16 protein-coding genes are annotated in these 12773 nt (G+C 73.9%); 10 read left to right on the plus strand and 6 right to left on the minus strand.

Annotated elements, in window-relative coordinates; genetic code table 11:
- Nucleotides 1–82: 82 nt before the first annotated feature.
- The 9 genes from hisD to hisF all read left to right on the plus strand — a co-directional run bounded on the left by hisD (nt 83) and on the right by hisF (nt 6383).
- A complete protein-coding gene (hisD, locus tag ACQP10_RS12425) occupies nt 83–1390 on the plus strand; it encodes a histidinol dehydrogenase (protein ID WP_179818380.1) in 1308 nt (435 codons plus the stop codon).
- Complete coding sequence (locus tag ACQP10_RS12430; protein WP_179818379.1) at nt 1387–2457, plus strand: histidinol-phosphate transaminase; 1071 nt, start codon at nt 1387–1389, stop codon at nt 2455–2457. The genes hisD and ACQP10_RS12430 overlap by 4 nt, the downstream gene beginning before the upstream one ends.
- Nucleotides 2454–3071: an imidazoleglycerol-phosphate dehydratase HisB gene (hisB, locus tag ACQP10_RS12435; protein ID WP_189244444.1), complete on the plus strand. Its 618-nt coding sequence runs from the start codon at nt 2454–2456 to the stop codon at nt 3069–3071. Before ACQP10_RS12430 ends, hisB begins: the two co-directional genes overlap by 4 nt.
- Before the next feature lie 34 nt (nt 3072–3105).
- The gene (locus tag ACQP10_RS12440) at nt 3106–3261 is read left to right on the plus strand and encodes a hypothetical protein (protein ID WP_179817687.1); all 156 of its coding nucleotides are present in this window, start codon (nt 3106–3108) and stop codon (nt 3259–3261) included.
- The gene (gene hisH, locus ACQP10_RS12445; RefSeq protein ID WP_346020298.1) at nt 3255–3890 is read left to right on the plus strand and encodes an imidazole glycerol phosphate synthase subunit HisH; all 636 of its coding nucleotides are present in this window, start codon (nt 3255–3257) and stop codon (nt 3888–3890) included. The genes ACQP10_RS12440 and hisH overlap by 7 nt, the downstream gene beginning before the upstream one ends.
- 197 nt (nt 3891–4087) lie before the next feature.
- Nucleotides 4088–4429 (plus strand): hypothetical protein, encoded by a 342-nt coding sequence (locus tag ACQP10_RS12450; protein WP_346020297.1) that lies wholly within the window; start codon nt 4088–4090, stop codon nt 4427–4429.
- 4 nt (nt 4430–4433) lie between these two features.
- Nucleotides 4434–5156 carry a bifunctional 1-(5-phosphoribosyl)-5-((5-phosphoribosylamino)methylideneamino)imidazole-4-carboxamide isomerase/phosphoribosylanthranilate isomerase PriA gene (gene priA, locus ACQP10_RS12455; protein ID WP_179818375.1) on the plus strand — a complete coding sequence of 241 codons (723 nt, stop codon included), beginning with the start codon at nt 4434–4436 and terminating at the stop codon, nt 5154–5156.
- A gap of 2 nt (nt 5157–5158) precedes the next feature.
- Nucleotides 5159–5611, plus strand: a complete 453-nt coding sequence (locus tag ACQP10_RS12460) for a RidA family protein (RefSeq protein WP_346020296.1) — start codon at nt 5159–5161, stop codon at nt 5609–5611.
- Nucleotide 5612: 1 nt separating this feature from the next.
- Nucleotides 5613–6383, plus strand: a complete 771-nt coding sequence (gene hisF / locus ACQP10_RS12465) for an imidazole glycerol phosphate synthase subunit HisF (RefSeq protein WP_179818373.1) — start codon at nt 5613–5615, stop codon at nt 6381–6383.
- A 38-nt stretch (nt 6384–6421) separates the two neighbouring features.
- Here hisF and ACQP10_RS12470 read toward each other — a convergent pair whose 3' ends face one another.
- The 5 genes from ACQP10_RS12470 to ACQP10_RS12490 all read right to left on the minus strand — a co-directional run bounded on the left by ACQP10_RS12470 (nt 6422) and on the right by ACQP10_RS12490 (nt 11064).
- A complete protein-coding gene (locus ACQP10_RS12470) occupies nt 6422–7003 on the minus strand; it encodes a DUF732 domain-containing protein (protein ID WP_433541393.1) in 582 nt (193 codons plus the stop codon).
- Nucleotides 7004–7703: 700 nt separating this feature from the next.
- A complete protein-coding gene (locus tag ACQP10_RS12475; RefSeq protein WP_399499573.1) occupies nt 7704–9098 on the minus strand; it encodes a glutamine synthetase family protein in 1395 nt (464 codons plus the stop codon).
- Nucleotides 9099–9375: 277 nt separating this feature from the next.
- Complete coding sequence (locus tag ACQP10_RS12480) at nt 9376–9537, minus strand: hypothetical protein (RefSeq protein WP_179818369.1); 162 nt, start codon at nt 9535–9537, stop codon at nt 9376–9378.
- Between the two features lie 94 nt (nt 9538–9631).
- On the minus strand, nt 9632–10126 hold the full coding sequence (locus ACQP10_RS12485) for an ABA4-like family protein (protein WP_433541394.1): 495 nt from the start codon (nt 10124–10126) through the stop codon (nt 9632–9634).
- Nucleotides 10123–11064: a hypothetical protein gene (locus ACQP10_RS12490; RefSeq protein WP_433541395.1), complete on the minus strand. Its 942-nt coding sequence runs from the start codon at nt 11062–11064 to the stop codon at nt 10123–10125. Before ACQP10_RS12490 ends, ACQP10_RS12485 begins: the two co-directional genes overlap by 4 nt.
- An 87-nt stretch (nt 11065–11151) precedes the next feature.
- Here ACQP10_RS12490 and ACQP10_RS12495 point away from each other — a divergent pair, with 87 nt between their 5' ends.
- The gene (locus ACQP10_RS12495) at nt 11152–11901 is read left to right on the plus strand and encodes a MerR family transcriptional regulator (RefSeq protein WP_346020290.1); all 750 of its coding nucleotides are present in this window, start codon (nt 11152–11154) and stop codon (nt 11899–11901) included.
- Nucleotides 11902–11942: 41 nt separating this feature from the next.
- Here ACQP10_RS12495 and ACQP10_RS12500 read toward each other — a convergent pair whose 3' ends face one another.
- On the minus strand, nt 11943–12596 hold the full coding sequence (locus ACQP10_RS12500; RefSeq protein ID WP_346020289.1) for a TIGR03085 family metal-binding protein: 654 nt from the start codon (nt 12594–12596) through the stop codon (nt 11943–11945).
- Nucleotides 12597–12773: the final 177 nt, after the last annotated feature.

Below are 12773 nucleotides of genomic sequence, written 5' to 3' on the forward strand. Positions count from 1 at the left end.
TGATAGAAATCTACATCGTAAAGGCGATGTCCGGATGCCGGACGGAACCCCGGCCGGTGGCGGGCATCCGTAGACTGGACGGGTGATTTCCCGTACCGACCTGCGCGGAGTCCTCCCGGAGGACCTGCGAGACGTGCTGCCCCGTGCCGAGCTCGACGTCGAAGCCGCCCTGGAGAAGGTGCGGCCGATCTGCGAGGACGTGCATCATCGCGGGGCCGAGGCGGTGCGGGAGTTGACCGCGAGGTTCGACGGCGTCGAACTCACGTCCACCCGTGTCCCGGCAGAGGCGATCGCCGCCGCGCTGGAGTCGCTGGACCCGCGGGTCCGCCAGGCGCTGGAGGAGTCGATCCGCCGCGCCCGGCTGGTCCACCGCGACCAGCGGCGCTCCGACGTCACCACGCGGGTGGTGCCCGGCGGCACGGTGACCGAGCGCTGGGTGCCGGTCGACCGCGTGGGTCTCTACGTGCCGGGCGGCCGGGCGGTGTACCCCTCCAGCGTGGTGATGAACGTGGTGCCCGCGCAGGAGGCCGGGGTGGCCTCGCTGGCGGTCACCTCGCCCGCGCAGCGGGAGTTCGGCGGGCTGCCGCACCCCACGATCCTGGCCGCGTGCGCGCTGCTCGGGGTGGACGAGGTGTACGCCGTGGGCGGCGCGCAGGCGGTGGCGATGTTCGCCTACGGCACCGAGGAGTGCCGGCCGGCCACCATGGTCACCGGTCCGGGCAACATCTGGGTGGCGGCGGCCAAGCGGCTGCTCAAGGGCCGCATCGGCATCGACTCCGAGGCCGGGCCCACCGAGATCGCGATCCTGGCCGACCGCACGGCCGACCCGGTGCACGTCGCGGCCGACCTGATCAGCCAGGCCGAACACGACACGATCGCCGCGGCGGTGCTGGTCACCGACTCGGCGGAGCTGGCCGACGCGGTGGAGCGCGAGCTGCCCCGGCAGGTCGCCGCGACCAAGCACTCCGAGCGGATCACCGAGGCGCTGGCGGGCCGGCAGTCGGGGATCCTCCTGGTGGACGACATGGAGGCGGGCCTGCGGGTGGTGGACGCCTACGCCGCCGAGCACCTGGAGATCCAGACGGCCGACGCCGCGGCGCTGGCCGCGCGGGTCCGCAACGCCGGTGCGATCTTCATCGGCCCCTACGCCCCGGTCTCGCTCGGCGACTACCTCGCCGGGTCCAACCACGTGCTGCCCACCGGCGGCTGCGCCTGCCACTCGTCGGGCCTGTCGGTGCAGACCTTCCTGCGCGGCATCCACGTCGTGGACTACAGCCGCGAGGCCCTCGCCGAGTCCGCCGCGCACGTGTGCGTGCTGGCCGACGCCGAGGACCTCCCCGCGCACGGCGCGGCGGTCCGTGCCCGGTTCGACTGGGAGATCCCCTCATGAGGCTCGAAGACCTGCCGATCCGCGACGACCTGCGGGGGATGTCGCCGTACGGCGCCCCGCAGATCGACGTCCCGGTCCGGCTCAACACCAACGAGAACCCCTACGGCCCATCGGAGGCGCTGGTCGCCGACCTGGCCGAGGCGGTACGGCGCGGCGCGGGCGAGCTCAACCGCTATCCCGACCGCGACGCGACGGCGCTGCGCGCGGACCTGGCCGCCTATCTCGGGCACGGCCTGACCGGTGAGCGGGTGTGGGCGGCCAACGGCTCCAACGAGGTGATCCAGCAGATCCTGCTGGCCTTCGGCGGGCCGGGCCGCACCGCGATGGGCTTCGAGCCCTCCTACTCGATGCACCGGCTCCTGTCCCTGGGCGCCTCGACCGAATGGGTCCCGGCGGCGCGCGAGGACGACTTCGGGATCGACCCGGACAAGGCCGTGGCGGCGATCGAGGAGCACCGGCCCGCCATCGTGTTCCTGACCTCGCCGAACAACCCGACCGGCACCGCGCTGGACCCGGAGGTGGTCGCGCGGATCGTGCGGGCGGCGCCGGGCATGGTGGTGGTGGACGAGGCGTACTTCGAGTTCGCCCGGACCGGCACCCCGTCGGCGCTGACCCTGCTGCCGGACCACCCCAGGCTCATCGTCACGCGGACGATGTCGAAGGCGTTCGCGATGGCGGGGACCCGGCTGGGTTACCTCGCGGCCGACCCGGCGGTGATCGAGGCGCTGCTGCTGGTGCGCCTGCCGTACCACCTGTCGACGCTCACCCAGACGGCGGCGCGGGTGGCGCTGTCCCACGGCCGCGAGCTGCTCGGCACGGTCGACGCGCTGCGGGCCGAGCGCGACGCCACGGTGACGTGGCTGCGCGGCAGGGGCCTCGCGGTCGCCGACTCGGACGCCAACTTCGTGTTGTTCGGCGGGTTCGACGACCGTCACGCGGTCTGGCAGGCCCTCCTGGACCGGGGGGTGCTGATCCGGGAGGTGGGCCCGCCCGGGTGGCTGCGGGTTTCGATCGGTACGAGCGAGGAGATGGCGGCGTTCCGCGCCGCCCTGGAGGAGATCCTGTGAGCAGTCCCGCCGGAGACGTCCCGGAGCGCCGCGGCCGGGTGGAGCGCGGCACCAAGGAGACCTCGGTGCTGGTGGAGGTCAACCTGGATGGCACCGGGCAGGTCGAGGTGTCCACGGGCGTGGGGTTCTACGACCACATGCTGAACCAGCTCGGCAAGCACGGCCTGTTCGACCTGACCGTGAAGACCGAGGGCGACCTGCACATCGACTCCCACCACACGATCGAGGACACCTCGATCGCGCTGGGCGCGGCGTTCCGCGAGGCCCTGGGCGACAAGTCGGGCATCCGGCGGTTCGGCAGCGCGTCGTGCCCGCTGGACGAGGCGCTGGCGCAGGTCACGGTCGACCTGTCGGGGCGCCCGTACCTCGTGCACACCGAGCCCGCGGGCATGGCCCCGATGATCGGCCCCGACTACGACACGACGATGACCCGGCACATCCTGGAGTCGTTCGTCGCGCAGGCCGCGATCTGCCTGCACGTCCACGTCCCCTACGGCCGCAACGCCCACCACATCGTGGAGGCGCAGTTCAAGGCGCTGGCCCGGGCGCTGCGCGAGGCGTCGGAGTTCGACCCGCGCGCCAGCGGGGTGCCGAGCACCAAGGGTGTCCTGTGACCCTCGCGGGTCCCGCGGGCGCGGGGGAGGGCTCGTGAGCGACAACTGGACGGCCGTCGCCATGGCCTTCGTGGCGCTGTTCCTGGTCGGCGGGATCGTCTCGTTCTACAAGCAGGGGCTGAAGAAGGGCGCGCTGCTGCTGGCCGTCCTGGCGGCGATGGCGACGACGGCGGCGGTGCTGTGGTGGTGAAGAAGGTAACGGTCCTGGACTACGGATCGGGCAACCTGCGTTCGGCCGAGCGGGCGCTGGCCCGCGTCGGCGCCGAGGTGACGGTGACGTCCGACTACACCGCGGCGATGGAGGCCGACGGCCTCGTCGTCCCGGGCGTCGGCGCGTTCGCCGCCTGCATGGCGGGGCTGCGCGGGGTGCGGGGCGACCAGATCATCGACCGGCGGCTGGCCGCGGGCCGGCCGGTGCTGGGCATCTGCGTCGGCATGCAGATCCTGTTCGGCACGGGCGTCGAGCACGGGGTGGTCACCGAGGGCTGCGGAGAGTGGCCGGGCACGGTCGAGCGCCTTGAGGCGCCGGTCCTGCCGCACATGGGGTGGAACACGGTCGCGGCGCCGGAGGGCAGCGTGCTGTTCGCCGGGATGGACCCCGGCACCCGGTTCTACTTCGTCCACTCCTACGGTGTGCGGTCCTGGGACATGCCGGTGGGCGACGGCTTCACCCCGCCCCTGGTCACCTGGGCCGAGCACGGCACGCCGTTCGTCGCGGCGGTGGAGAACGGCCCGCTGTCGGCGACCCAGTTCCACCCGGAGAAGTCCGGCGACGCCGGTGCCCAGCTGCTGGCCAACTGGCTCGGCGGCCTCGGGTGAGCGGCCGGGCAGGCGGGGCGGATGTCCGCCGCGAACCGCTGTGGGCGGCCGGTGGCCGCGGGTAGAGTCGGTCACGGCGAGTCGCGGCCGGTCACTCCCGGTTCCGTGCGGCTCCCGCGGCCTGCCGTGCGGTCCTCGCGGTCTTCCGCGTGGTTCCCGGGCTCCGCTGCGGGGCCGGTGGGCCGGGGCGGGCCGCGGTGAGCAGGGAACGCGCCCGGCGCAGGGCCGAGCGGGAGGCCGAGCAGGCCCGCCAGGCGGCGCTCCGCGCGGAGCGGGAGGCCCGGCTGGTCCGGCGGCGCCGGCGGATCGGCAGGGTCACCGCCCCGCTGCGCCGCAGGCCCGTCCGGATCGCCGCGCAGGGCGGCATCCGGGCCCGCCGTCGCCGGGCGCAGAACGGCGTGGTCGCGGTCCTGTTCCTCGTCGTGCAGGTGATCGCCTGGCTGTTGTGGTCCTCGTGGGCCGCGCGGCTGGGCGTGCTGGTGCTCTCGGCGCTGTTCGCGCCGCTTTTCGTCATCCTTGTCTTCGACCGGAGGTCCTGATCAGATGTCGCTAGAGTTGCTGCCCGCCGTGGACGTCGCCGACGGGCAGGCGGTCCGCCTGGTCCAGGGGGAGGCGGGCACCGAGACCTCCTACGGCGACCCCCTCTCGGCGGCGCTCGCCTGGCAGGAGGCCGGCGCGGAGTGGGTCCATCTGGTCGATCTGGACGCCGCCTTCGGCCGGGGCTCCAACCGTGAGCTGGTCGCCACCGTCGTGGGCGCGCTCGACGTCAAGGTCGAGCTGTCCGGCGGCATCCGCGACGACGCCTCCCTGGAGGCCGCGCTGGCCACCGGCTGCCGCCGGGTGAACATCGGCACCGCCGCCCTGGAGAACCCCACCTGGTGCGCCAAGGCCATCGCCCGCTACGGCGAGCGGATCGCGGTCGGCCTCGACGTCCGGGGCACCACCCTGGCCGGCCGGGGCTGGACCAAGGAGGGCGGCGACCTGTGGGAGGTGCTGGAGCGCCTGGAGGCCGACGGCTGCCCCCGCTACGTCGTGACCGACGTGACCAAGGACGGCACGCTGCGCGGCCCCAACCTCGACCTGCTGCGGGAGATCTGCGCCCGCACCGACAGGCCGGTGGTGGCCAGCGGCGGCGTGTCGTCGCTGGACGACCTGCGGGCCCTGGCCGCGCTGACGCCGATCGGCGTCGAGGGCGCGATCGTGGGCAAGGCCCTGTACGCGCAGGCGTTCACCCTGGAGGACGCGCTGGCGGCGGTGAGATCCTGACGATGCGGCACATCGGGGGGCACACGACGAGCCGCCGCTCGGGCACGCGGGTGTTCAGCGGCGGCGTCTGGGAGGAACGGTACGGCTACGCCCGCGCGGTGGTGGCCGGGCCGTGGGTGATCGTCTCGGGCTGCACGGCCGCCGTCGAGGGCGAGGTGCGGCACGTCGGCGACGCCTACCGGCAGTCGCTGACCGCCTTCGGCGTCGCGCTCGACGCGATCGAGCAGGCGGGCCTGTCGCGCCGCGACGTGGTGCGGGTCCGCTACTTCGTGGTCGACGACGACCACTACGACGAGGTCGGCCGGGCGCACGCCGAGCTGTTCGGCGGGGTGCGGCCCGCCTGCACCGGGGTGCGGGTGGCGGGCCTGATCGACCCGCGCATGCTGGTCGAGGTGGAGGTCGACGCCTACCGCGAGGCGCCCGTGACGAGCGCCCGCGTGATACAAGGAGATTGAGATGACCGTCGCGGTGCGAGTGATCCCCTGCCTGGACGTGGACGCCGGGCGGGTGGTCAAGGGCGTCAACTTCGAGAACCTGCGCGACGCCGGGGACCCGGTCGAGCTGGCCCGCCGCTACGACGCCGAGGGGGCCGACGAGCTGACGTTCCTCGACATCACGGCTTCCAGCTCCGACCGCTCGACGATGTACGACGTGGTGCGCCGTACGGCCGAGCAGGTGTTCATCCCGCTGACGGTCGGCGGTGGGGTGCGCTCGGTGGAGGACGTCGACCGGCTGCTGCGGGCCGGTGCGGACAAGGTGGGCCTGAACACCGCGGCCATCGCCCGGCCGGAGCTGCTGACGGAGGCGTCGCGGCGGTACGGCGCGCAGTGCGTGGTGCTGTCGGTGGACGCCCGCCGGGTGGTGGACGGGCCGCCGACGCCGTCCGGGTTCGAGGTGACCACGCACGGCGGCCGTCGCGGCACGGGCATCGACGCGGTGGAGTGGGCCCGGCGCGGTGAGGAGCTGGGGGCGGGGGAGATCCTGCTCAACTCCATGGACGGCGACGGCACCCGCGACGGCTACGACCTGGAGATGATCCGGGCGGTGCGGGCGGTCGTGTCGGTCCCGGTGATCGCCAGCGGCGGCGCGGGGAAGCTGGCGGACTTCCCGCCGGCGGTGGAGGCCGGGGCCGACGCGGTCCTGGCGGCGTCGGTGTTCCACTTCGGCCAGCTCAAGATCGGCGAGGTGAAGGACACCCTGCGCGCGGCGGGCCACCCCGTCCGCTGATCCGTGGGCCCGGCCGGCGCCGGGCCCACGATCGGTCCTCAGCCCCCCGGGACCAGGTTGCGGTGGCGGGGGCACAGCGCCACGATGGCCGCGCCCGTCACGAACGCCGAGGTCTCCAGCCCGTAGCGGTCGGCGTTGCCGGTCGCGACGTCGGTGAGGCTCTTGCCGTCGTCGAAGGCCTTGCACATCGACCGGCCGAGCCGCAGGAGCGTGGCCGAGTCGGTCTGCTTCAGCGCGGGCCTCTGCCGCACGGTCGTCAGGAAGATCTCCTCGTCCTCCGTCTGCTTCCCGCCACCCGAGTCGGACTCCGGCTTCGAGGTCGTCTTCGGGTCGGGGTCCGGCTCCTCGGTCGCCCGTGGCCGCCCCGTCGGCTCCTCCCTCGGCACGGTGGTCACCGCCGGTCGGGCCGCCACCGGGTCGTCGTCGCCGGTGAAGACCACCACGCCGCCGATCGCGGCCGCCAGGACCAGCACGCCGCCGCCCGCGAGCAGCGCGACCTTGAGGCCGCCGCCCTTCTTGGGAGGCTGCGCTCCGGGCTGCCAGCTCGGCGGCGCCCACGCCGCCGGGTTCGGCTGCGGGTGCTGCCAGCCCTGCGGGCCGTCCTGCCGGGGCGGGTGCATCTGCGGCTGCTGGGACTGGGACGGGTACGGGTGCCGCCCCTGAGGGCCGTACGGCGGGGCCGGCGAGCCGTACGGCTGCTGCGGGTGCTGCGGGTGCTGCTGCCCAGGCCACTGACCGCCGGGCTGTCCGCCACCCTGTCCCGGCCACTGACCGCCGGGCTGTCCACCGGCCTGCCCGCCACCCTGTCCCGGCCATTGACCATCGGACCGGCCATCGGCGTGTCCCGGCCATTGGCCGCCGGGCTGCTGCGCGGGCCCGGGCTGTCCAGGCTGTCCGGCCTGTCCGGGAGCGCCGGGCCACTGGCCGGGCTGCCGGTGCGGCTGCGGTCCGTCTGGTCCACCCGGCCCGCCGGGTCCGTTGGTCCACTGCCCAGGCTGCTGTCCGGGTTGCTGCGGGTGCTGCCCGGGCCACTGACCGGGCTGTGCGGGCCGGTCGGGCTGCGGGGGCTGACCGGGGTACTGCGGAGAGTGCATTCGCGCACCATACGCCCCCCTTCTGACAATCCGCTGCGAATTACGGCGCGAAACCCCGGAAAAGCGCCGCCCGGAACCACCGGGACGGTGCCGTCCGCCGCGCCGCGAGCGGGGACGGGACGGCCACGGGAACGGGTGAACGGAAGCGGGGCGGCCACTACGGGGACGGGCGGGGGAAGGGCTGTCCGCGGTCGCCGCCGGTGCGTCGTGGGGAGGGGCCGGCGGGTCAGAAGACGCGGAAGTGGTGGAAGAGTTCGTAGTCGGCGTCCTGGAGGGCGAAGGCGCGGGCCTCGGAGCGTTTGACGGCCAGGTAGGCCGTGGCGCGCAGCGGGCCGAGGGCGTTCATGAGGAGCTCGTCGGCCTCCAGCGCGTCCAGGGCCTCGGCGAGCGTCGTGGGCAGCCGGGGCACGCTCCCCTCGGGGAGGGTGGCGGGGTCGACATCGACCGGGTCGCCGGGGTCGAGGTCGCGGCGGATGCCGTCCAGGCCGGCGTGGATGACGGCGCCCAGCGACAGGTAGGGGTTGGCCGAGGAGTCGGAGGGCTTGAACTCCAGGTTGGCCGCCGCCTCGGCGTCGCCGCCCACGGGGGAGCAGATCCGCACCGCGGCCTCCCGGTTGTCCATGCCGTAGCAGACGTGGGCGCTCGACCACATCCCGGGCGTCAGCCGCCGGAAGCCGTTGACCGAGCCGCAGGTCAGCGCGGTCAGGGCGGGCAGGTGGGCGAGGAGGCCGCCGATGAAGCGGTAGGCGAGGGGCGACAGGCCGTAGCGGTCGCCGGCGTCACCGAAGGCGTTGACCCGCAGGTCCCGGTCCCACAGGGAAAGGTGCAGGTGGGCGCCGTTGCCGGCCTGGTCGGCCAGCGGCTTGGGGGCCAGGGAGGCCCACAGTCCCATGGCGGAGGCCACGCCGCGGACGGTCTCGCGGTAGATCACGTGGTTGTCGGCGGCGCGCAGCGCGGGGGCGTGGCGGATCGACAGCTCCTGCTGGCCGTGGCCCAGTTCGGGGTGGTAGTGCTCGACGTGCAGCCCCTGGCCCTGCAGGGCGCGCACCAGCCGCATCGTGTAGTCGTGGGCCTGGTTGAAGCCGGGGGTGGCGTAGCACAGGCTGTCGTCGACGGGGACCAGCCGGTCGAGGCCGCCGGAGGGGTGCGGCACGCGGCGGCCGAGGGTGAACTCCGGCTCGTAGGCGGCGACCAGGGCGTGACCCTCGGCGGCCAGGGCGTCGATCGCCTCCCGCAGGAAGGTGCGCGGGCAGACCTCCCAGGGGGAGCCGTCGGGGCGGCGCAGGTCCGACACCATGGCGGCGGCGCCGGGGGCGTAGGGGAGGGCGACGAAGGTGGCCGGGTCGGGGACGATGCGCACCTCGCCGACCGGGCCGAGGTGCTCGACCTTCTGGAGCTGGTCGAGCATGTTCATCGCCATCATCGCCACGGTGTGGCCGATGCCCGAGCCGAGCCGCTCGGCGAGCCGGGAGCGGGAGGCGGCCTTGCCGCGGATGACGCCTCCGTGGTCGGCGTACAGGAAGCGGACCAGTTCGATGCCCTCGGTCTCGGCGCGTTCGAGGACGCGCCGCTCGTCCGGGTCGAGCGGGTGGGCTCCGGTCACGCTGTGACGATCTGCCATGTCTCGTGCGTAACACGTCCGGTGGTACGGCGGAAGCACATCGGGGCGGTGCCGGTGACGCCATGGGGCCGTCGTGGACTCACCGGGACTCACCGGGATTCACCGGGGTCTCCGGCGGCGTCTCCACGTCGTCCCGGTGGTCCCGGTGGTCCCGGGGGCCTTGAGGGGACGCCGGAGGCGTCACGATGGCGTCACGGTGGACGCGGTGCCGGGATGCCGTGCGCTCCCGCGGGGTCGGCGGGAGCGCCAGGGGAAACGTCGGTGCGGACCCGCCGGGTCAGGTCAGCACACGTGTGAAGAACACGGCTAGTTGGTCGGCCCCCCTGATGATCCCGTCGAAGACGCCGTTCACCGCCTCGGCCGCCTGGGCCGGTTTGGTGAAGAGATAAAAGGCCACGAAGGCTATCGCCACATAGGTGAGGATCTTCTTGACCTGCATTGGGGGCCTCCTGCAGTTCCCGTCCCAGCCGTATATACCCAAATTTTAATGATCTTTGGCATCTTCGGCCCGAGTGGCTCCCGGATTTTGATCATCATACCTGTCCCGCTTCGACCGGCCATTGCGGTTTCGCGGTATCGGCATGACGCGCCTTCGCTATCGTGCGGTCGGGACGCCGCGATGTCCAACCCCTCAGGGTCAGATATACCGGTAGGGATAGGGGGGACAGCAGGATCGCGGAGATCAGGATCGGCGCCGTCACCAGCGGGTGGATCCCTCTCTCCCGGCTGTCGAGATAGATCCACCGGCCCACGAGCAGGTCCCACGAGATGATCTGCGCCCACAGGGCGGCCAGCGCCTGCGGGTCGCGGGTCAGCGCGACGAGGCCGGGCAGGGTGGGGCGGGTCACCACGGGCCAGAAGTCCGCCAGCAGGGGGACGAGCAGCGTCAGGCACACCGCGAGCGAGGGCAGCACGATCAGCGGCGAGCCGATGACCCGCCGGGTGCGCGACCACGTCGGCGCGATGATCACCAGGGCCCAGAAGGGCGCGGCGGCCAGGAAGCTGAGCTGGAAGAGGGTCTCGGTCACGGCTTCACCTCGGCGGGGGTCGCGGCAGCGGCCCGCCGGGCGGCGGGCGCGGACAGGGACGGCAGGGCGGAGAGGGCGACGGCCGCGGTGACGGCCAGGAGCAGTCCGGCGGCGGCCAGGGTCGGGCCGTCGGGCCGCAGCAGCGGCTGACCGCGCAGCGCCTGCCAGGTCACCAGGGCGGTCAGCCCGGCGTAGCCGAGGCCGCCGGCGGCGACCAGGCGCAGCCGGGCCGTCCGGTCGGCGACGCGACGGACGGCGAGGGCGAGCAGCGGCAGGGCCTGCAGGGCGTGCATGCCGACGAAGTGCGGGACGCGCAGGTCGCCGCCGATGGTGCTCCATCCCAGAAGGGGCAGGCCCGGCCCGCCGTCGGCGACGCCGACGCCGTGCGCGCCGACGGCGGTGACCACGGGGGCGGCGAGCTGGGCGGCGCTGGGCCGGACCATCAGGTAGCCCAGGGCCATGCCCGCGGCGGAGACGGCCAGCCCGATGCGGACCGCCCAGGCGTCCGCCGGCTCCGCCCGCCGTTCGCGCGCCACCAGGACCGCCGCCAGGACGTTGGCGACCATCAGCACGATGATGGTGGTGCCCATGGCGGAGTACAGGGTGGAGTCCAGCGGGGTGGAGACGTTGAAGTGGCTGCGCCGCCCCCGGGCCGCCTGGATGACGATGACCGCCATCTCGGCCAGCGCGGCGGCGGCCAGGACGGTGCCCAGCCACCGGCTCCAGCGGGCGGTCCGCGCCGCCAGGGGGATGAGGGAGATCAGCCATGACCAGGTGACCCCGTAGATCCCGAGCGAGAGGGCGAACTTCAGCGGCTTGGCCCAGACGGGCGTGCCGTCCAGGGTGCGGTCGTCGAGGAGGAGGCCGCCGGTCGCGACGACCGCGAGGGCGGCCATGACGGCGGACATGAACAGCAGGGGGCGGTGCGGGCGCGGCACGGGGGGCGTCCTTCCAAACGGATAACGGATATATCCACTATCTATAGCTAAACTCGGAGGGAACCACAAGAGGAGGACGCTGTGCGGATGGCGGAGCTGAGTCGGACGACGGGCGTCTCCGTGCCGATGATCAAGTTCTACCTGCGGGAGGGGCTGCTCCCCAGCGGGGAGCGGACCAGTCCCAACCAGGCCAGATACGATCAGCGGCACGTGCGCCGCATCATGCTGGTGCGGGCCCTGGCCGACTACGCCGGGCTGTCCATCGCCGACATCCGCGAGCTGCTCGCCCATCTCGGCGAGCCCGGCCGCAGCCTGCACGACCAGCTCGGCGTCGCGCAGAAGGCGGTCACCCCCCGCAGGGAGCCCGGCGAGGGCGAGGAGTGGGACAGGGCCGAGCGCCGGGCCAGGGAGCTGATCGAGCGCCACGGCTGGGAGGAGGAACCCGACAGCCCCGCGATGCAGGCCGTCACCGGCGTGCTGCTCACCGCGGCGGGGCTGGGCTACGACGGCATGCTGGACCGTCTCGACGAGTACGCCCGGGCGGCGGAGCTGATCGCGCGGGCCGACGTCGCGGCCGTGGCCGAGCGGACGGACCTGGAGGGCATGGTCGAGCTGGTCGTGGTCGGGACCTCCCTCGGCGACGCGCTGGTCGCCGCGCTGCGGCGGATCGCCCAGGCCGAGGCCTCGGCCCGCCTGTTCGGCGACGACTCCGAGGGGCCACGCTGCCCGGAGAGCGGTGACGGTCCCCAGGGCGGTGACGGCTCAGGGCCCCGGGACGGCTCGCGGGGCCGGGGCGGCTCGCGGGGCCGGGACGGCTCCGGAGGCGGGGACGGCTGAGCGGACCAGCCGATCCAGACGGTCCGGCCGGTCCGGCCGGCTCAGAGCCCCAGGGAGGCGTCCCGCAGGCGCGCCACCGCCTCCGGGGACCCGGCCTGCTCGACCCTGGCGTACGGCTGGCGGCCGAAGCAGAACATCACCAGCTCGCCGGGCCGGCCCGACACCTCCACCCGCGCGCCGCCCCGGGGCCCGCCGAGCAGCACGTCGCGGGAGCCCTCGCCGGCCGGGCCGCCGGTGCGGCGCAGCACCACGCCCACCGGCGACCTGCGCAGCAGCAGGCGGCCGAGGCCGCGCAGCCGACTCCACAGCAGCTCCTCGAAGCCCGGGGACAGCTCCCGCGGCTCCCAGCCCGGCTGCGCCCGCCGTACGTCCTCGTGGTGGACGAACAGCTCCACGGTGTTGACCGCGCGGTCCAGGCCGGGGACGAGGCCGTACAGCCCCGCCGGGCCGGAGCGGACCAGCTCCACCAGGCCGGCGTAGCCGTGCCGGGCCTTGAGGGACTCCTGCACCGCGGCGGTGCGGCCGGCCAGCCGCCGGATCGCGATGCCGCCCGCGGCGTCCAGGCGGCGCTCGCGCAGCACGAGGTGGGCCGCCAGGTCGAAGGCCGTCCACCCCTCGCACAGGGTGGGGGCGTCCGGGCCGACCTGGAGGAACAGGTCGCTCAGCGCGGCGCGTTCGGCGCGGGCGTGGGTCATTCGGCGATCCTAACAACCCCCGGGCCCGGACGATTTCGCCGGTGACGGGCGCTCCCGAGGAGGCCCGGGAGGGAATAAGGACATGATCTGACGTGATAGTGACTTACGTGGAAACGTACCCCCCGCTTCTTCTCTCTGAAAGGACACCTCCCGAGTGGCGAGCAAGGTGACCTCGGC

Source organism: Streptosporangium sandarakinum, from assembly GCF_050942225.1.
GTDB classification, from domain to species: Bacteria; Actinomycetota; Actinomycetes; order Streptosporangiales; family Streptosporangiaceae; genus Streptosporangium; species Streptosporangium nondiastaticum.

Coding starts and splice junctions, on each gene's coding strand:
- hisF (WP_179818373.1), top strand. CDS start 5,613: ATGACCGTCGCGGTGCGAGTGATCCCCTGCCTGGACGTGGACGCCGGG.
- ACQP10_RS12460 (WP_346020296.1), top strand. CDS start 5,159: ATGCGGCACATCGGGGGGCACACGACGAGCCGCCGCTCGGGCACGCGG.
- ACQP10_RS12495 (WP_346020290.1), top strand. CDS start 11,152: ATGGCGGAGCTGAGTCGGACGACGGGCGTCTCCGTGCCGATGATCAAG.
- ACQP10_RS12475 (WP_399499573.1), bottom strand. CDS start 9,098: ATGGCAGATCGTCACAGCGTGACCGGAGCCCACCCGCTCGACCCGGAC.
- ACQP10_RS12430 (WP_179818379.1), top strand. CDS start 1,387: ATGAGGCTCGAAGACCTGCCGATCCGCGACGACCTGCGGGGGATGTCG.
- ACQP10_RS12500 (WP_346020289.1), bottom strand. CDS start 12,596: ATGACCCACGCCCGCGCCGAACGCGCCGCGCTGAGCGACCTGTTCCTC.
- priA (WP_179818375.1), top strand. CDS start 4,434: ATGTCGCTAGAGTTGCTGCCCGCCGTGGACGTCGCCGACGGGCAGGCG.
- ACQP10_RS12470 (WP_433541393.1), bottom strand. CDS start 7,003: ATGCACCCGCCCCGGCAGGACGGCCCGCAGGGCTGGCAGCACCCGCAG.
- ACQP10_RS12480 (WP_179818369.1), bottom strand. CDS start 9,537: ATGCAGGTCAAGAAGATCCTCACCTATGTGGCGATAGCCTTCGTGGCC.